The organism is Bacillus litorisediminis (genome assembly GCF_022808645.1).
Classification (GTDB): domain Bacteria; phylum Bacillota; class Bacilli; order Bacillales; family JC228; genus Bacillus_BF; species Bacillus_BF litorisediminis.
This window is the reverse complement of sequence record NZ_JAKZKT010000004.1, coordinates 102320-120217: the sequence shown is the minus strand read 5'-3', so window position 1 is coordinate 120217 and position 17898 is coordinate 102320. Positions and strand designations below refer to the sequence as shown.

Below are 17898 nucleotides of genomic sequence, written 5' to 3'. Positions count from 1 at the left end.
GGAGCAACGTTTGCCACAGCCTAAAGCAGTTATTCTCGTAACGGATGGAGACGAATATGCAAAAAAAGCAATTGAATCTGTTGCCCAGTCAATTGGCGGCAGATCTATATCCATGTCCCATGGCAATCCGAGTGTCTTAACGGGTCCGGAATTGATTGGGTTAATCCATCAAGCTCCATCTGAACCTGTATTCGTTATGTTTGATGATAGTGGTTACTTAGGTGAGGGACCAGGTGAGAATGCTTTGAAATTCGTCGCAAATCATCCTAGTATTCATGTTTTAGGTGTTATTGCCGTTGCCTCCAAAACGAAACAGGCAGAATGGGCAAAAGTGGATATCTGTATTGATCAGAATGGGGAATTAACGCCTTACGGTGTTGATAAATTTGGAATACCTGAGATGGAAACGGGCAGAATTAATGGTGATACAGTTTATAGCTTAGACGAGCTTAATGTCCCTATTATAGTTGGAATTGGGGATATTGGAAAAATGGGAGGAAAGGATTCCTATAAAATCGGATCCCCGATTACAAAAAAAGCAGTCGACATCATTCTAGAAAGGAGCGGTTTCAATGGCCCAAAATGAAAAACATCCGATACCAGCGAATTTAAATAAACTGGAAGAATATATGAAGGAACGTGTTGGCCTTGGAACAAGCTTTGATTTAGGGGTCAGGAAAGTAAAAATATTAAAACAGCATGTCCATGTTTACTATGTAAACGGGTTATGTGACTCAGCATATATAATAGATATCATGGATCAGCTGGTTGAGATAAATGATCACGAAAAATCCAGATCTGATGCATATGATGTGATTTATAATCGGATTGTCCATCAATCGGTTGATCCGGTAAAAACAATAGATGAAATGGTGGATCAGGTTCTTTCCGGCTTAATCAGCATTGTAGTAGAAGGATCGGAAATAGCACTGATTGTGGATGTCCGTGCTTACCCCGGCCGACAGCCTCAAGAACCGGATACAGAGAAAGTAGTAAGAGGATCCCGTGACGGATTTGTCGAAAATATTATTGTTAATACTGCACTTACTCGAAGAAGAATTAGAGATGAAAAACTTCGCTTTGAGATGATCAAAGTGGGCGAACGGTCTAAAATGGATGTTTCGATTGCTTATATTAAGGACATCGCGAATCCGGACTTAGTTGAGGTTATTCGGAAAGAATTGCAGCAAATAAAAATAGATGGAACCACAATGGGGGATAAAGCAGTTGAAGAATTCCTTGTTAAACAAGGTTACAACCCTTTTCCATTAGTCCGATATACAGAGCGGGCAGATGTAGCGGCAACTCACCTGCTCGAAGGACATGTCTTAGTCTATACAGATACTTCACCAAGTATCATTATTACTCCAACTACCTATTTTCATCATGTTCAGCATGCTGAAGAATACAGAGAATCCGCTTTAGTCGGAACGTTCATCCGCTGGGTCCGATTTATTGGGATTTTTACATCTATTGTATTGTTGCCTTTATGGTTTTTATTTGTTCTTGAACCCAATCTATTGCCAGAGAACTTAGCTTTTATCGGACCTAATGAACAAAGTAATGTGCCGTTAGTTCTTCAGCTTTTTATAGCTGATATAGGGATCGAATTTTTAAGGATTGCTGCTATACATACCCCTACCCCTCTTTCAACAGCAATGGGTTTAATCGCCGCTGTCATGATTGGGGAAATAGCGATACAAGTAGGGATTTTTGTACCTGAAACGATTCTTTATGTGGCAGTTGCAGCTGTTGGTACATTTGCTACACCAAGCTACGAATTAAGTGTTGCAAATAAATTAGTACGTTTATCTTTGTTGCTAGCCGTTTCCTTATTTGGCACTTATGGATTTGTAATAGGACTCACTGTAACTTTATTAGCGTTAGCAAGTGTCCGTTCTCTAAATACTCCTTATCTCTGGCCCTTGTTGCCGTTTAATCCAGGTGCATTTATGCAAATTGCGATTAGACGGTCAGTGCCTGGATCCAAAATTAGGCCAAGCATTGTCCAGCCAAGGAATGTTCGTAAGCAGCCTTAATAAGTCGGGCTATCTGAGGAGGAAAAATCATTTTTTGCCTCTTTTGATAGCCTTTTTTTGTTTTTGTGATATTTCAATGGTTCAATTTAATAATTTTAAACTTAAAATAATGGAAAGAAAGACTTGTATATCCTGATTATTGATACCGATTCATGAGTGTGGTAAAGTTAATTTTATTACAATAACGGGTTAAAGACACAATGGCTATTCGTGTTTTTAAAAAGGCGGGGAATGTATATTGAAGCATTATTTATATGGAAATCAATCAGTTAATGAAAAAGGCCATTTATCAGTTGATGGTTTAGATACGATAGAATTAGCAGAAAAATATGGAACCCCTTTATATATATATGATGTCGGCTTAATAAGACAAAAAGCTCGTGATTTTCAATCGGCTTTTAAAAAGCTAGGCATATCCCATCAGGTTGCATATGCCAGCAAGGCTTTTTCTTGTATTGGAATGATTCAGATTGTCCATGAGGAAGGACTGTCCCTTGATGTTGTTTCAGGAGGAGAACTTTATACTGCCATCGCTGCGGGATTTCCACCTGAAAAAATCCATTTTCACGGGAACAATAAAAGCGATGAAGAGCTATTGATGGCATTAGAATACGAGATTGGCTGTATTGTGGTAGATAATGAATATGAATTATCCAGACTGATTTCATTACTGAACGAAAGACAGAAAAAAATGTCGATCTTAATTCGGGTGACACCAGGAATTGAAGCACACACCCATGACTATATTTTAACGGGACAAGAGGATTCAAAATTCGGGTTTGATTTGCAAAATGGGCAGGCTGAAAATGCCGTGCGTCAAGCATTAACTTGTGATTACATTGAGCTTTTAGGGATACATTGTCATATCGGATCACAAATATTTGAAACGACTGGTTTTGTATTAGCTGCCAGAAAAATCATGGAGAAACTTCGAGATTGGAAGGACAGCTTTGGATTTGAAGCCAAGGTCCTTAATCTGGGTGGAGGCTTCGGAATTCGTTATACAAAAGACGATGATCCCATTCCTCCCAGCCAATATATTTATGAAATGATGAAAGAGGTTATGGATCAAGTTAGGGAGCAAGGGTTAAGCCAGCCAGAGATATGGATTGAACCAGGCAGATCCATTGTAGGTGATGCCGGAATTACGCTGTATAAAATTGGTTCTCAAAAGATTGTCCCAGAAATAAGAAAGTATCTGGCTATAGATGGCGGAATGAGTGATAATATTCGCCCTGCATTATATGAAGCTAAATATGAAGCAGCACTTGCAAATCGGATGAACGATGAAACCACTGAAGTGGTTTCAATTGCCGGAAAATGCTGTGAATCGGGAGATATGCTGATATGGGATCTGCCTTTGCCGCAGGCAAATCCTGGTGATTATTTAGCTGTCTTTTGTACAGGTGCCTATGGATATTCCATGGCTAATAATTATAATCGAATTCCAAGGCCAGCAGTTGTTTTTGTTGAGAATAGCGAAGATCAGCTGGTTATTGAAAGAGAAACCTATGAAGACCTTATCAAACTAGATTTGCCTTTTTCCCGAAAAAAAGTGGAAACACTTGACTGAACAAGTTACCTTCACTTAAAGTAAACTTGGCAAAGGGACATAAATAATGATGCAGTTGAATGTGCAGGTGGATGGAAGTTGAGAAAAAAACAAATTATTTTATTTATTAGTTTACTTTTTGGGAGTTTAGTATGGGCAGGCATCTATTTAATGTATATTCTAAAATAATCCAGGTTGAAACTCCCTCATTTATACGGTACCATAATGGGAAGTAATCTATGGTTTTCTTAGTATAATTTAACAGTAAATGGAAATACTTTATACAAAAAAAGGTTTTTTAGATTAAGAGGGATTTTAATGTTAATTCGCTATAAAAAGAATTTTGAAAAGATTGCGATGGGCTTATTATCTTTTATGCCAAATGAAAAAGATGTTAAAAAGCTTCAACAATCAATTAAAACCTATGAAACCGATCCATCGTGGCAGTTATTCCTGTGGAAGGAAGGCGAGGATATTATCGGGCTCATTGGTGTTATTAAACAGGAGAATTCACTGGAAATTCAGCATATATCCGTTAATCCGTCTCACCGCGAGCAAGGAATCGGAAAATCTATGATACAGGCATTACGGGAAATGTATCCAAACTTCACGATAACGGCAAATGATCTGACCTCATCGTTTTACGCAAAATGTACTGGAGAATAACAGATATCGTATGATTTAACCAAAAAAGAAAGAGTCTTTAAAAAGAGCTCTTTCTTTTTCGTTTAATTGCTTCTTTTCTAGATTCTTCAACCTCTGTGCGATCACGCATTTTATGTTTGTGGATAATTTCAGCTGGCGGAAGAGCTGCTGCTTCAGCAAATGTCCAGTTATGCTCTCGGCAGACTTTTTTACATTCAGCCAGAAGCTCATCATCTACTATAGGAAGATTGACACTTTCATAAGGATCGTTCCTCTCAATTTTTTTGATTTGTACGTCCAGCAGATTAAAATAACGTTCGGCATCAAGTCCCAGCTTCTCTATAGCGTCCTGTTCCAGCTTTAGTGTATTGATAGATTTTTCAAACATTTTCTTGGCCCCAGTAAGATTTCCTCGCCGGTAGTGATAAAATCCTACAGATGTCTGAATTAATCCTACCCAGATTCTTTCAGAATGACCTTCTGGACTTTTCCAATAATCTTCTAACACTTCATGACACTCAAAATAATCCCGATTGCCGTGAAAATATGATAAAAATAATATATAGCTATATGGATACAAGGGAACTCCCCCTTTTAAAAATTCTTCTCTAACTAGGGTACCACGTTTCCAAAAAAGCAGGAAATCTTTAATTGAATCAATTTTTTATTGGAGTAAAGGGAAGAATCCTCTATACTTAAGGGTAGTTTCTTTTGAAATATACAAGTAGGCGTGAGTATAATGGAATATTTAGTGAAAATTGATGCTTTTGAAGGACCTCTTGATTTATTATTACATTTAATTCAAAAGCTAGAAATTGATATATATGATATCCCGATGAAAGAAATAACAGAACAATACATGTCTTATATTCATACGATGCAAGAGCTTCAATTGGATGTGGCAAGTGAATATTTAGTGATGGCAGCAACCCTGCTTGCCATTAAAAGTAAAATGCTGCTCCCGAAACAAGATCCGGAATTGCTGATAGACGATGAATATCAGTACGAAGAAGATCCGCGGGAAGAATTAGTTGAACGCCTGATCGAATATAAAAAATATAAAGAAGTGGCTAAGGAGCTTAAAGACCGAGAAGAGGAAAGAAGTCTTATGTTTACAAGGCCGCCTATCGATTTATCTCAATACGAGAAAACAGAAATTACGGCTACAGCGGATTTGAATGTCAGTGTGTATGATATGATTGCAGCCTTTCAAAAATTATTAAGACGAAAACGGCTGCAGCGGCCGCTTTCAACAAGAATTACAAGACAAGATATTTCAATTGAGCAAAGAATGGATGACATCAGAGCATTGCTGCATCCATCTTTTCAAAAGCCGTTCAGTGAATTGTTTCCGTATTCCGATAAATCTCAAGTGGTTGTTACTTTTTTAGCTTTATTGGAACTGTTAAAACGAAATGAAATTACCGTCCAGCAGCAGGATAATTTTTCGGAATTATTTATTTTAGCTGTGTAAGGTGGGGTGAAGGATGATGTTTGTGAATTGGCATGGAATTATTGAAAGTCTTTTGTTTGCTGCAGGGGACGAAGGACTGACTTGTAAACAGATTGCTTCAGTTCTTGAAAAGCCCGAATCTGAAATTCGAACCTTTATCCAAGAGATGAAAAGGGAATATGACGAGTCCAATGGCGGCCTTACCATTGTACAATTTGGCGATACATATGAGTTAGTAACGAAAAAGGAATTTGCGGATTATTTAAAGAAGTTAGTGGAATCTCCAAGTCAACATTCTCTTTCGCAGGCTGCACTTGAGACACTCGCTATTATCGCCTATCGGCAGCCTATCACAAGGGTTGAAATTGAAGAAATTCGGGGAGTTAAAACAGAACGTCCTATACAAACACTAATGGCTAAAGGATTAATAGAAGAATGCGGCAGAGCAGAAGGAACCGGACGAGCCTATCTATATGGGACAACCAAGACATTTTTAGATGTTTTCGGTTTAAAGGATTTAAACGAACTGCCTAAACTTCCAGATGATATTGATGATCAAGATGTTCAAAATGAAGCTGATCTCTTTTTTGAAACCTTCCAAGAAAGATTAGATGTTTGATTTTTCAGACAAAAATATTTTTTCTTATGGTAGAATAGGATAAAGTACCAAGATGATAGTTCTGTCTGCCTGGAAGGAGGAATTGGTTTGGATATTGTAGCTCTTAGCGGGGTGGAATTGGAAAAGGCTCTACCTAATTCCCCAGAGGATGGCTTTTCAAGAAGTATAGTAACGTACATAGACAATAATAAGGAAAATACTTTTCAATTGCTTTATGTGAGGTACTTCGAAGAGATAATCATAGAAGAAATACCTTATTCTGGACAGCCCTTATTTATTTCAGGGAACACACCTTGTTATATTCGTGATCTTGCTGCTTGGATTTATTTAATGGCAAATCCAGAGGCAATCGGGAAAAAAGAAGTGTATCTCCATGACGATACCCCTTTAGTAGAAGCATTCAGACAAACAAACTGGGAGCAAGTCGAAAAAATGTTTAGTGAATTTTGTACAAATAAGAAAGCAACCGTCCGTTCTCCCATATTATTTATAAAACAGCCATGAAATCATTCATTTAGGAGGAATTAGTGTGGCTCATTCTTTAGTAAAGATACAAATTGAGAACGCAAATACATTCTTGCAAGAGTCTGTAGCAAGGATAGAGGAATTTTTAAATTCGACAACCCTTCAATCACTGCAGGGAGAAAAAGATGGGGATCCAGTTTTCTATAAAGGGATAGCATCAAACCTGCGAAGGTTATGCGTTTTTTGTGAAGAAAGCTTGGATACATGTCAATTGCTTTTAAACAAAGAAGATTTTTCAAAGCAGGCAGCTGAAAAAACACTTTACAGAATCTACCATCAATGTATTGAGGAATTTTTCTCGCCAAAATCTGACCTTTGGTATGAAGATAGCCGTTCTGCATATACAGGAAAGAATAGTATTAAATTTAGAAAAAGTGTCCCTTCATCTGTGGAACAATTAATGAGAGACTTAGAGCAGCCGTTTCAAAAAATGAGAGAAGAATTAGAGTACTATGAAACGGATTACGCTACAAAGATAACCCAAAATAAGTAAAGTGCAAGAAAGCAGACCAGTCAATCTGGTCTGCTTTTTTTCCGGTACAATCTCTGTAATTTTAAATATTTATTGGAAAAGGTAAATAGGATAGCCTCTTCTCATATGATAGGGATGAAAAAGAAGGAGAAGAGGGATGTATGTGACTAAAAACGAAGATTATGTGCAGGAAGCGAAAAAGTGGCTTGAAGAAGTTAGGGAATGGATTGATACTAATGACATTAGAGATGAACATATTGACCAGTACATTACTCTGATTCATAGTGAAACGGACCGTGAAGATGATGGAGAGGACCATGAATTCAGAGTGGGATCCATCCAAAATGCAGTTTGGCAATTGGATCATCTTCTGCAATCCGTATGGCATACGATCAGAAATGAATCGATGAGACAGCAAAATGCTGTTCCGCCCGGCAGACATGTTTTGCCGCCGCTCCCCTATTCCTATGATGCACTCGAGCCCTATATATCCCAACGGATTATGAGGCTGCACCATACGAAACATCATCAATCCTATGTGGATGGATTAAATAAAGCGGAAACAAAGCTTGAAGAAGCCCGAAGAACCAATAATTTTAAATTGGTTAAACATTGGGAAAGAGAATTGGCTTTCCACGGATCTGGACATTATTTACACACCATTTTTTGGAACAATATGACCCCTCGTGGCGGAGGCAGACCAAGAGGAGAGCTTGCTAGAGATATAGATGCCTATTTTGGTTCCTTTGATGCTTTTAAAAAACATTTCTCAGAAGCTGCCAAACAAGTAGAAGGGGTGGGATGGGCCATATTGGTATGGTCTCCAAGGTCGAGGCATCTAGAAATCCTCCAATCAGAGCGTCACATGATATTAACACAATGGGATACAATCCCTCTACTTGTACTTGATGTTTGGGAACATGCCTATTACCTTCAGTACGAAAACCGAAAAGCCGAATACGTAGATGCCTGGTGGAATGTGGTGAACTGGAGAGATGTTGAAAAGCGGTATGAAGAAGCTAAAAAGATAGTCTGGAAGCCATTTTAAAGAGATTAGCGTAATTCTAGTCTCTTTTTATTTTGCCTGTTTTCGCGGAAGATCTATAAAAACAACAAAGTATGCGGAAACAGCCTTTATTTTTGTTTAAAAGGCGGAATCTAAGAGCTTCTGTTCATATATGGACAGGTCCTGCATAAACTTGTACAAAGTAACAATAAAGGAGAAGAGAGAATGTACAAGTTAAAAAAAGTCTTGTTACTTATGTTCTGTTTCGTCTTCCTCATGAACATCTACCCAAATAAAGCTAAAGCTTTATCTGTCAGTGCATATAGTGCCATTTTAATAGATCAGGATACCGGTCGCGTTTTGTATGAAAAAAGGGCTCATGAAAAAAGGCGGATTGCTTCTATAACGAAAATAATGACAGCTATCATAGCGATAGAGTCAGGAAAGCTGGATGAGAATGTAACGGTTAGTGAACAGGCCGTCAGGACTGAGGGGTCTTCTCTTTATTTGAAAGCTGGAGAAAAAATTAAATTGCAAGATTTAGTATATGGACTCATGCTGCGCTCGGGAAATGATGCAGCCGTAGCTATTGCTGAGCACGTTGGGGGAAGTCTGGAGGGTTTTGTATTTTTAATGAACCAAAAAGCAGCAGAGCTGGGCATGAGGAATACTCATTTCGCCAACCCGCACGGATTAGATGATTCAGACGATCATTATTCAACCGCTTATGATATGGCGATTTTAACAAGTTATGCGATGAAAAACGAAGCGTATAAGAAAATTGCCGGTACAAAAGTGTATCGGGCTCCGAACCCTTATGAAAAGTGGGACAGGGTTTGGAGAAATAAGAACAAGCTGCTGACCAGATTATACGAACACAGTACGGGAGGGAAAACTGGCTATACAAAATTGGCGGGCAGAACGCTTGTGTCAACAGCTTCCCTTGATAATATGAATCTGGTCGCTGTTACATTGAATGCTCCTAGTGATTGGAATGACCATATCAACATGTTTGAATATGCGTTTGATACTTTCGAAAATATAACACTTGTACATAAAGGAGAAGTTACTGAATTAGATGATAGTTTTTATGAAGGAAAAGCTACAATTAAACATCCGTTTTCCTATCCGGTAAAGGAGGAAGAGATAGAAGACTTTCGGGTTGAGTATCGAATGATTGAACCAAAAAAACAGTGGGAAAGACATCCGGAAGAAATACCGGAAGTTGTCGGGAAGGCAATTGTCTATTTTCATGAAGACATTATAAAAGAATTGCCGATCTATTATAGTACGGGATCAAAAGACGAAGAATCTTGGTTTGATTTGTTTAAGGGAATATTTACTGCATTCGTGGGCGTCGATCTATATGGTTAATTATATTTGGGTATCTCTCACTATAATAGGGATTGTATTTGCCATCATTAATGGGAAAATGGATGAAGTGAATAAAGCTTTATTTGATGGAGCAAAAGAAGCTGTTACGATTTCAATTGGTCTCATTAGTATTTTAGTATTTTGGCTGGGGATCATGAGAATTGCACAAGAAGCAGGACTGCTAAATTTATTTGGCCGGATTTTTAAACCGATTGTTAAGCGATTGTTCCCCGAAGTGCCTCCTGAACATCCGGCGATGGGCTATATTCTTTCTAATATGATGGCAAATATGTTTGGTCTGGGGAATGCTGCAACCCCATTAGGGATAAAGGCTATGGAGCAACTAAAGGAATTAAACGGGAATAAGCCGATAGCAAGCAGATCAATGATTACTTTTTTAGCGATTAATACTTCCAGTTTAACCTTAATTCCGACCACTGTTTTAGCAATAAGGATGAATTATCATTCAGCTAATCCGACAGAAATTGTATTTCCAACGATTATTGCAACGATTTGCTCTACTCTAGGGGCTATCATGATTGACCGCTATTATTATTGGCGGCGGATTAAAAAGGGGAGGGATCTTTAATGGAGCTGATTAGCACGATCTCTCTTTGGCTAATTCCGCTGATTGTCGGTGGAATTCTTATTTATGGAACCTGGAAAAGGGTACCCACTTACGAGACATTTGTCGAAGGCGGCAAAGATGGAATCCAAATTGCATTTTCAATTATTCCTTATTTAGTAGGAATGCTGGTAGCAATCACCGTCTTTCGTGCGTCCGGCGCCCTTGAATATTTCATGGGTTTATTGGAACCGTTACTGCTTCTGATAGGAATTCCGCCAGAAGTAGTTCCACTTGCCATCATCAGGCCAATTTCAGGAACAGCAGCTTTAGGCATGACAAGTGATTTAATAGCTACATATGGACCTGATTCCTTTATAGGAAGATTGGCATCCACTCTTCAGGGAAGTACGGATACTACGTTTTATGTCTTGACTGTCTATTTTGGTGCAGTCGGCATTAAAAAGATGGGAGATGCTTTAAAGGTAGGTCTTTGGGCAGATCTAGTCGGAATTGTCGCTTCAATTGTGATTGTAACCTTAGTGTTTGGAAAATAAAATATAGGGTTTAAAGAAAGACATGACCTTTTAAGGCATGTCTTTTTTTGATGAACTTGCCATTAAAAATTCCTATATTCGGAAAGAATGAAAATACGACAAATATTTAGGTACGATAATTGTTTTGCTTGTCTAGGCGCATAATTACAGGTAATATGATGGAGGGGTGAAAACGATGGAACGCCTGCAAAAAGTAATTGCACAAGCTGGAGTAGCATCAAGACGAAAAGCGGAAGAATTAATTACTTCTGGTAAAGTAAAAGTAAATGGACAAGTGGTCCTCGAACTTGGTACAAAGGTAAAACCGTCTGATGAAATAGAAGTAAATGGGATTCCGCTTGAAAAGGAAGAGCCTGTTTATTTTTTGTTTTATAAACCAAGAGGAGTTATTTCAAGTGTAAAGGATGATAAGGGAAGAAAGGTAGTTACGGACTTTTTTCCAGAACTTAAAGAAAGAATATTCCCTGTTGGGCGACTAGATTATGATACATCAGGGCTTCTTTTGATGACGAATGACGGGGAGTTCACAAATCAGATGACACACCCGCGTTATCATATCCCCAAAACATATATTGCAAAGGTAAAGGGGATACCAAGCAAGACTCAGATCATACAGCTTCAAAAAGGTATAAAACTCGAAGATGGTATGACTGCACCCGCTAAGGTGAAAATGCTATCGTTGGATAAACGAAAGAATAGTTCTATTTTTGAATTAACAATTTATGAGGGGAAAAACAGGCAGGTACGGCGTATGTTTGAAGCGATTGGACATCCTGTTTTAAAATTAAAAAGGGAGCGCTTTGCTTTTTTGACTTTGGATGGATTAAGTCCTGGAGATTCACGAGAGCTGACCCCGCATGAAGTAAAACAATTAAGACACCTGTCGCAAAACGGCAATCAGCGATAAGTGTCACATAACCTTCAAATTCTGATGCAAAGAGAGTCATTGAAAGTGCTATAATATCAATGATATAAAGGTCCCATAAGGAGGCAGCAATCCTATGGAAAAAAAGAAAAATAGACTCATTCTTCGAACTATTATATTAGTATTACTATTTTCAGCTGTTGGGTATTCACTATATTCAAATCTGACACAAGCTGATCGGGAAACGATTGGAGTAGGTGATAAAGCACCCAATTTTGCTTTAAAAGATATGGAAGGCAATATACATAAACTTTCAGATTATAAGGGACAAGGTGTTTTCTTGAATTTTTGGGGAACATGGTGTGAACCTTGTAAAGTAGAAATGCCTTATATGGAAAATCAATATTCTTATTATAAGGATGAAGGAGTTACGATTTTAGCTGTTAATGTCGGCGAATCGACAATGGCCATTGAAAATTTTGTGAAGGAATATAACATGAGTTTCCCGGTATTAAGAGACACAAAAAGCTCTGAGGTCCAGCGGGCATATAATATTTCTCCGCTTCCAACTACTATTTTAATTAACCCGGACGGGGTAATTGAAGAAATCATTACAACAACTATGACAGAAGAAAAAGTTCGTGAATCAATGGAGAAAATCAAACCTTGATTCTAGGGAGTTTTTATAATGAATCACGTAAAATGTGAATGTGGCCACGTGAATCCTCATGGAACTGTTCTGTGTGAATCATGTGGCAAAATTTTAGTAGAAGCAGAAGAAAAGAAAAAACTGGTAGATATGCGTTATGAGGGGAGTGCCAGAAGATCTCAAACATACAAAAAAACGGTGGTTGATCGGATCTGGAACTTCTTTTCTTCTGTAAAAGTAGGAATATGGTTAATTGTTGTTACTCTTAGTGTATCAGCCATAGGTACAATCCTGCCGCAAGAAGAATTTATCCCGCAAAATGTGCCTGCGGGTGATTATTATGAGAGTGAATACGGCTGGTTTGGACGATTATATTATTTATTGGGTTTCCATGATCTCTATGGTTCGTGGGTTTATCTTTTATTAATAGCATCAATAGGAGTTTCGCTGGTTATTTGCAGTCTTGACCGTGTCGTACCTCTTTACCGTGCACTGAAGCGCCAAAGTGTTATCAAGCACGAAGGCTTTATGAAGAGACAGCGCCTTTATACTATCGCACCAGGGGAAGCTTCTAAGCTTGAAGACACATTCGATCGTATTAAACAAAATTTAAAGAAAAAGAGATATCAGATTCGTGAAGAAAACGGAAGTTTATTGGCAGAAAAGGGACGGTTTTCCCGTTGGGGCCCTTATATTAATCATATCGGACTTATTATATTTTTAATCGGATGCATGCTGCGGTTTATTCCAGGAATGTACGTAGATCAGCAGCTTTGGATTGAAGAAGGAGAGATTAGTCCGATTCCAGGCACAAACCGTGAGTATTATCTAGGAAACAATCAATTTATAATTGATGTATATGATGGTTCGGAACGAAACGGTGTATTCGAGGAATCATTAGAGAGATCCAATGGAGATGTTGTAAGTAATTATCAAACAAATGTTACGCTCTATAAGCGATCCTCTGATACAGTTTTAGGGCAAACACCTGAATTGGAAAAAATAAAAGATTTTTCGATTCAGGTCAATAAACCTCTGCAATTTGAAGGATATTCCCTTTACCAAATGTCCTTTAATCAGGGTGAGTTTAAAGCCATGACCTTTACCCTCATCAATCAGGAAACTGGGGAAGCTTACGGTGACATAAGAATTGATTTAGAAGAGCCTCAACAAGTGTATGATTTAGGAAACGGATACAAAGTTGAAATTGTACGTTATTATCCGGATGTTGAATTTGATGAAAACTTAATTCCCAAAAATACATCACCTTATCCAAGGAATCCTGCTTTTATCTTTAATGTGATCTCTCCTGAAAATCAAGAAGGAGAATTAAGTATCGTTGCGATTCAGCAGACGTATGATCCATCCGGGCAGAACAAATACAAAATGAAGTTTTCGACGATGGAAAGCAAAGAGGTTTCTGGACTCACTGTTCGTAAAGATAACACAATCTGGATATTGGCGCTCGGTGGCCTGATTTTTATGATTGGTGTTGTTCAGGGAGCTTATTGGAACCATAGAAGGATTTGGATACAAAAACAAAAGGATCATGTATTAATAGCTGCCCATACCAATAAAAATTGGTACGGATTAAAGAGAGAATTAGAAAAAGTTTTCGAAGAAACCCCTCAATTTATTCCAGAGGATCAAATGGACAAGAATGAGGGCTCCGAATAGGGAGGTAGCCATTTCATGGTTGAATTAAGCGGAAATCTACTTTTTATAGCATTTATTCTTTATCTGTTAGGAACCTTCATTTTTGCAGGTTCCATCAGACAAAAGAAAAATATGGAAGTGCAAAAGAAGCCTGAGAGATGGTCTAAAGTCGGAATTATTGTGACCATCCTTGGTTTTATCGCCCAACTTGGGTATTTTATTACGAGATGGATTGCAGCAGGACATGCTCCAGTAAGTAATTTATTTGAATTTATCACATTCTTTGGCATGATGCTTGTTGCTGCTTTTATCGTTATCTTTTTTATTTATCGCAATGCCGTTCTGGGCTTGTTTTCTTTGCCGATTGCATTACTGATCATTGCATATGCAAGTATGTTTCCCAATGAAATCTCTCCTTTAGTGCCATCTTTAAAAAGCTACTGGCTTCATATTCACGTAACAACTGCTGCTACCGGTGAGGCTGTGCTGGCCATCAGTTTTGCAGCAGGTTTAATATACTTAATTAAGTCTATTGATCAAACCAAAAGCTCCAAGTCAAGCTTTTGGTTAGAAATTGTATTGTTTAGTTTGATTTCAGTACTAGGTTTTATTTTAACAACCTCAGCATTTGCCATTGCTGATTATGAAAGCCAATTTATTTATATCGATAAAGATGGAAAAACTGCAGAAACAACTTATACCCTGCCTGCACTGGTTGGTCCTCATGAAGGAGAACTGGCAACAGAAGGGCATATCGAACCTTTTGTTCAGGTTCCCGCTATTATTAATGCTAAGAAATTGAACACTGTTATATGGTCGCTTGGGGCAGGTGCTCTTCTCTATCTGCTAATTCGATTATTGACTAGAAGGAGAATTGGGGCTTTATTAAAGCCACTTACAAAGAATTCTAAATTAGAGCTATTAGATGAAATTGGCTATCGCTCTGTTTTAATAGGTTTTCCTATTTTTACTTTAGGTGCTCTTATCTTTGCGATGATTTGGGCACAGCTTGCCTGGAGCCGATTTTGGGGATGGGACCCGAAAGAGGTTTGGGCTTTGATTACCTGGTTATTTTATGCGGCCTTCTTGCATTTGCGTCTTTCAAGAGGATGGCATGGTGAAAAATCAGCATGGCTGGCAGTGATTGGATTTGCTATAATAATGTTTAATCTTATTGTTGTTAATCTTGTTATCGCAGGACTTCATTCTTACGCTGGTGTTTAACATAACGAGAAAGAAGGAGTTTTCAACCTTAGTATGACCTTCACAGAAAACTGTGAAGGTTTTTATACATGTACTACATTTTCAAAGTTTAGGGAGTGATTTTGGTGATGAACGAACAGGATTATACCATCCTAGTAGTAGATGATGAAGAACGGATTCGCCGCTTGCTGAAGATGTACCTAGAACGGGAAGGGTTTAAGATTGAAGAAGCACAAGACGGTGCAGAAGCTTTAGCAAAAGCATTTGCAACCGATTACGACTTAATTTTATTAGATTTAATGATGCCAGAGGTGGATGGGATTGAGGTAACCCGCCGTTTGCGTGAGAAGAAATCAACACCAATCATTATGTTAACGGCCAAAGGCGAAGAGGCTAATAGGGTCCAAGGCTTTGAGGTTGGAACAGACGATTACATTGTTAAACCTTTCAGTCCCCGCGAAGTCGTTTTGCGGGTTAAAGCTTTATTAAGACGTGCGTCCAAAACAACATATTTGAATACAGAAACATCAGCCAAGAATGTAATCGTTTTCCCGCATCTTACCATTGATCATGATGCTCACCGGGTAACAGCGGATGGAAAAGAAGTAAGTTTAACACCAAAAGAATACGAATTGTTATATTTTCTTGCAAAAACGCCTGATAAAGTGTACGACAGGGAACATCTGTTAAAAGAAGTTTGGCAGTATGAATTTTTTGGGGATTTGCGCACAGTGGACACTCATATTAAACGTTTACGTGAGAAACTCAGCAAGGTATCCGAACAAGCTGCGAAAATGATTGTGACTGTTTGGGGTGTCGGCTATAAGTTCGAGGTTGGAACTGAATGATTTGGAAAAGCGTAGTCGGAAAGCTTTGGGCTACCATTCTTTTACTTGTCGGCTTCGTACTATTTGTATTAACGATGTTTCTGCTTCAGTTTTTTCAGCAATATCATGTTGATGAAATTGAAGATGATTTGAGAAGAACCGCTGATAAAGTTTCGTTTATCATGGAAGAGCATCAAAATTTAGAGCTTGCCTTAGAAATTACAGGTGAACTGGTGGATGAAGCCACAAGGGTTATAGTTTTTATGGAAGAGGGAAACCAGTTTTATCTCCCTCATGACCGAGACGTGCATTTACCAATTGATATTTTCAAGGAAGATCATCTCTTACCCCATATACTAGCAACTGGGGAAAGTGTAGAGGTTGAAATCTCACCTCCTGGAGAGATCAACACTGATGAGTATTCAAATGTAAAGGTAGTTGGAACCCCTTTTATTACACAAGATGATGAGCATGGCGTAGCTTTTATTTATCAATCTTTAGAGGTGGTTCGTGATACAGCTAACCAAACGACAAAGTTAATTCTGCTTGCGGCGGGCATCGCATTTGTTTTAACAACGGTATTTGCCTTTTTCTTATCCACCAGAATTTCAGCGCCATTATTAAAAATGAGAGAAGCTGCCTTTGAAGTTGCCCGGGGAAAGTTTGATACAAAAGTGCCAATTCTGACGAATGATGAAATCGGTGAGCTCGCAACCGCCTTTAACCAAATGGGTAAACAACTAAAGTATAATATGAGTGCCTTAAGGCAGGAAAAGGAACAGCTATCCAGTATATTGAGTAGTATGGCAGATGGGGTTATTACGTTAAATAAGGACGGCACCATCCTAATGACAAATCCTCCTGCTGAGCGATTCCTGCAGTATTGGTATTATGATAAGTCTAATACAGAAATCATTGAAGGACTTCCGTCAAAAGTATATGACCTGTTTCAATCAGCTGTACTGACGGAACAGGAACAAACTGGGGAAATCTCCTTGCAAATGCGAACATGGACGGTTATCGTCAGCCCGCTATATAACCAGAGCTCTGTCCGCGGTGCTGTTGCAGTTGTCCGTGATATGACGGAAGAACGAAAGATGGATAAAATTCGTAAAGATTTTATTGCGAATGTTTCCCATGAACTGAGAACTCCGATATCCTTACTTCAAGGATACAGCGAAGCAATTGTAGATGATATTGCCAGTTCTGAAGAGGAAAAAAGAGAAATAGCTAAAGTAATTTATGATGAGACTCTGCGAATGGGCAGACTGGTCAACGACTTATTAGATCTCGCCAGTATAGAAGCAGGTCATATAACAGTTCATCATGAGAAAATCCAGCTATATTCATACCTTGACCGTGTACTGAAAAAGTTTTCCGGTATTGCGAAGGAAAAGGATATTGTTCTTGTTTTACGAGGAATTAAAGAAGATGACATATTTGAACTTGACGAGGATAAGATTGAACAGGTTCTGACAAATTTAATAGATAATGCAATCAGGCACACCAATGCAGGAGGAAAAGTACAGGTAAACGGAAAAGTGATGAATAACGGTCTCTTGTTAGAAGTATTGGATACTGGCTCTGGCATTCCAGAGGAAGATTTGCCTTTTGTTTTTGAACGGTTTTATAAAGGGGATAAATCGAGAACAAGAGGAAGATCAGGAACAGGATTAGGATTATCCATAGCAAAAAATATAATAGATGCACACCAGGGGCATATTTCTGTCCAAAGCCAAGTTGGACAAGGCACGACGTTTTCTATTTTCATTCCCCGAAAAAGCAGAGAAAATGGCATGTTATGACGATTTATCTTGTTTCATGAGAAACAAAATTCCATTTTCTCTTAATTTGAAACTTTTTAATGATACACGCTTTCAATTATTACCAT

General features: G+C 38.4%; 19 protein-coding genes. 18 read left to right on the top strand and 1 reads right to left on the bottom strand.

Annotated elements, in window-relative coordinates:
- Positions 1–10: 10 nt before the first annotated feature.
- The 4 genes from MLE14_RS03370 to MLE14_RS03355 all read left to right on the top strand — a co-directional run bounded on the left by MLE14_RS03370 (position 11) and on the right by MLE14_RS03355 (position 4257).
- Positions 11–586: a stage V sporulation protein AE gene (locus MLE14_RS03370; RefSeq protein ID WP_243296891.1), complete on the top strand. Its 576-nt coding sequence runs from the start codon at positions 11–13 to the stop codon at positions 584–586.
- On the top strand, positions 573–2039 hold the full coding sequence (locus MLE14_RS03365) for a spore germination protein (RefSeq protein WP_243296890.1): 1467 nt from the start codon (positions 573–575) through the stop codon (positions 2037–2039). Before MLE14_RS03370 ends, MLE14_RS03365 begins: the two co-directional genes overlap by 14 nt.
- 238 nt (positions 2040–2277) lie before the next feature.
- The gene (gene lysA, locus MLE14_RS03360; RefSeq protein WP_243296889.1) at positions 2278–3612 is read left to right on the top strand and encodes a diaminopimelate decarboxylase; all 1335 of its coding nucleotides are present in this window, start codon (positions 2278–2280) and stop codon (positions 3610–3612) included.
- A 297-nt stretch (positions 3613–3909) separates the two neighbouring features.
- On the top strand, positions 3910–4257 hold the full coding sequence (locus tag MLE14_RS03355; protein ID WP_243296888.1) for a GNAT family N-acetyltransferase: 348 nt from the start codon (positions 3910–3912) through the stop codon (positions 4255–4257).
- A 37-nt stretch (positions 4258–4294) separates the two neighbouring features.
- On the opposite strand, the gene MLE14_RS03350 is transcribed toward MLE14_RS03355, so the two are convergent.
- The gene (locus tag MLE14_RS03350; protein WP_243296887.1) at positions 4295–4816 is read right to left on the bottom strand and encodes a DUF309 domain-containing protein; all 522 of its coding nucleotides are present in this window, start codon (positions 4814–4816) and stop codon (positions 4295–4297) included.
- Positions 4817–4975: 159 nt separating this feature from the next.
- Between MLE14_RS03350 and MLE14_RS03345 the strand changes: the two genes are divergently transcribed.
- The 14 genes from MLE14_RS03345 to MLE14_RS03280 all read left to right on the top strand — a co-directional run bounded on the left by MLE14_RS03345 (position 4976) and on the right by MLE14_RS03280 (position 17812).
- Positions 4976–5710 (top strand): segregation/condensation protein A, encoded by a 735-nt coding sequence (locus MLE14_RS03345; RefSeq protein ID WP_243296886.1) that lies wholly within the window; start codon positions 4976–4978, stop codon positions 5708–5710.
- Between the two features lie 13 nt (positions 5711–5723).
- A complete protein-coding gene (gene scpB / locus MLE14_RS03340; RefSeq protein ID WP_243296885.1) occupies positions 5724–6308 on the top strand; it encodes an SMC-Scp complex subunit ScpB in 585 nt (194 codons plus the stop codon).
- A gap of 87 nt (positions 6309–6395) precedes the next feature.
- On the top strand, positions 6396–6812 hold the full coding sequence (locus MLE14_RS03335; protein WP_243296884.1) for a hypothetical protein: 417 nt from the start codon (positions 6396–6398) through the stop codon (positions 6810–6812).
- 25 nt (positions 6813–6837) lie between these two features.
- Positions 6838–7326, top strand: coding sequence for a YpuI family protein (locus MLE14_RS03330; RefSeq protein ID WP_243296883.1), 489 nt, complete (start codon positions 6838–6840; stop codon positions 7324–7326).
- 142 nt (positions 7327–7468) lie between these two features.
- Positions 7469–8353 (top strand): superoxide dismutase, encoded by an 885-nt coding sequence (locus MLE14_RS03325; RefSeq protein WP_243296952.1) that lies wholly within the window; start codon positions 7469–7471, stop codon positions 8351–8353.
- A gap of 183 nt (positions 8354–8536) precedes the next feature.
- Positions 8537–9685 carry a D-alanyl-D-alanine carboxypeptidase family protein gene (locus MLE14_RS03320; protein WP_243296882.1) on the top strand — a complete coding sequence of 383 codons (1149 nt, stop codon included), beginning with the start codon at positions 8537–8539 and terminating at the stop codon, positions 9683–9685.
- Positions 9678–10274, top strand: a complete 597-nt coding sequence (locus MLE14_RS03315; RefSeq protein ID WP_243296881.1) for a nucleoside recognition domain-containing protein — start codon at positions 9678–9680, stop codon at positions 10272–10274. Before MLE14_RS03320 ends, MLE14_RS03315 begins: the two co-directional genes overlap by 8 nt.
- Positions 10274–10807 carry a spore maturation protein gene (locus MLE14_RS03310; protein ID WP_243296880.1) on the top strand — a complete coding sequence of 178 codons (534 nt, stop codon included), beginning with the start codon at positions 10274–10276 and terminating at the stop codon, positions 10805–10807. Before MLE14_RS03315 ends, MLE14_RS03310 begins: the two co-directional genes overlap by 1 nt.
- A gap of 175 nt (positions 10808–10982) precedes the next feature.
- Positions 10983–11714 (top strand): pseudouridine synthase, encoded by a 732-nt coding sequence (locus MLE14_RS03305; protein ID WP_243296879.1) that lies wholly within the window; start codon positions 10983–10985, stop codon positions 11712–11714.
- A 94-nt stretch (positions 11715–11808) separates the two neighbouring features.
- Positions 11809–12342 (top strand): thiol-disulfide oxidoreductase ResA, encoded by a 534-nt coding sequence (gene resA / locus MLE14_RS03300; protein WP_243296878.1) that lies wholly within the window; start codon positions 11809–11811, stop codon positions 12340–12342.
- Between the two features lie 18 nt (positions 12343–12360).
- Entirely contained in the window at positions 12361–13998 is a 1638-nt protein-coding gene (gene resB / locus MLE14_RS03295) for a cytochrome c biogenesis protein ResB (RefSeq protein ID WP_279326755.1), read from the top strand.
- A 15-nt stretch (positions 13999–14013) separates the two neighbouring features.
- Entirely contained in the window at positions 14014–15201 is a 1188-nt protein-coding gene (gene ccsB / locus MLE14_RS03290) for a c-type cytochrome biogenesis protein CcsB (RefSeq protein WP_243296877.1), read from the top strand.
- A gap of 107 nt (positions 15202–15308) precedes the next feature.
- Positions 15309–16028, top strand: coding sequence for a response regulator transcription factor (locus MLE14_RS03285; protein WP_243296876.1), 720 nt, complete (start codon positions 15309–15311; stop codon positions 16026–16028).
- A complete protein-coding gene (locus tag MLE14_RS03280; protein ID WP_243296875.1) occupies positions 16025–17812 on the top strand; it encodes an ATP-binding protein in 1788 nt (595 codons plus the stop codon). Before MLE14_RS03285 ends, MLE14_RS03280 begins: the two co-directional genes overlap by 4 nt.
- The last annotated feature ends 86 nt before the right edge of the window (positions 17813–17898 follow it).

Excerpts from the sequence above, each read along its gene's own strand:
- MLE14_RS03320 (WP_243296882.1), top strand. The coding sequence starts at position 8,537 with ATGTACAAGTTAAAAAAAGTCTTGTTACTTATGTTCTGTTTCGTCTTC.
- resA (WP_243296878.1), top strand. The coding sequence starts at position 11,809 with ATGGAAAAAAAGAAAAATAGACTCATTCTTCGAACTATTATATTAGTA.
- MLE14_RS03285 (WP_243296876.1), top strand. The coding sequence starts at position 15,309 with ATGAACGAACAGGATTATACCATCCTAGTAGTAGATGATGAAGAACGG.
- MLE14_RS03315 (WP_243296881.1), top strand. The coding sequence starts at position 9,678 with ATGGTTAATTATATTTGGGTATCTCTCACTATAATAGGGATTGTATTT.
- MLE14_RS03305 (WP_243296879.1), top strand. The coding sequence starts at position 10,983 with ATGGAACGCCTGCAAAAAGTAATTGCACAAGCTGGAGTAGCATCAAGA.
- MLE14_RS03280 (WP_243296875.1), top strand. The coding sequence starts at position 16,025 with ATGATTTGGAAAAGCGTAGTCGGAAAGCTTTGGGCTACCATTCTTTTA.
- scpB (WP_243296885.1), top strand. The coding sequence starts at position 5,724 with ATGATGTTTGTGAATTGGCATGGAATTATTGAAAGTCTTTTGTTTGCT.
- ccsB (WP_243296877.1), top strand. The coding sequence starts at position 14,014 with ATGGTTGAATTAAGCGGAAATCTACTTTTTATAGCATTTATTCTTTAT.
- MLE14_RS03365 (WP_243296890.1), top strand. The coding sequence starts at position 573 with ATGGCCCAAAATGAAAAACATCCGATACCAGCGAATTTAAATAAACTG.
- MLE14_RS03310 (WP_243296880.1), top strand. The coding sequence starts at position 10,274 with ATGGAGCTGATTAGCACGATCTCTCTTTGGCTAATTCCGCTGATTGTC.
- MLE14_RS03355 (WP_243296888.1), top strand. The coding sequence starts at position 3,910 with ATGTTAATTCGCTATAAAAAGAATTTTGAAAAGATTGCGATGGGCTTA.
- MLE14_RS03345 (WP_243296886.1), top strand. The coding sequence starts at position 4,976 with ATGGAATATTTAGTGAAAATTGATGCTTTTGAAGGACCTCTTGATTTA.
- resB (WP_279326755.1), top strand. The coding sequence starts at position 12,361 with ATGAATCACGTAAAATGTGAATGTGGCCACGTGAATCCTCATGGAACT.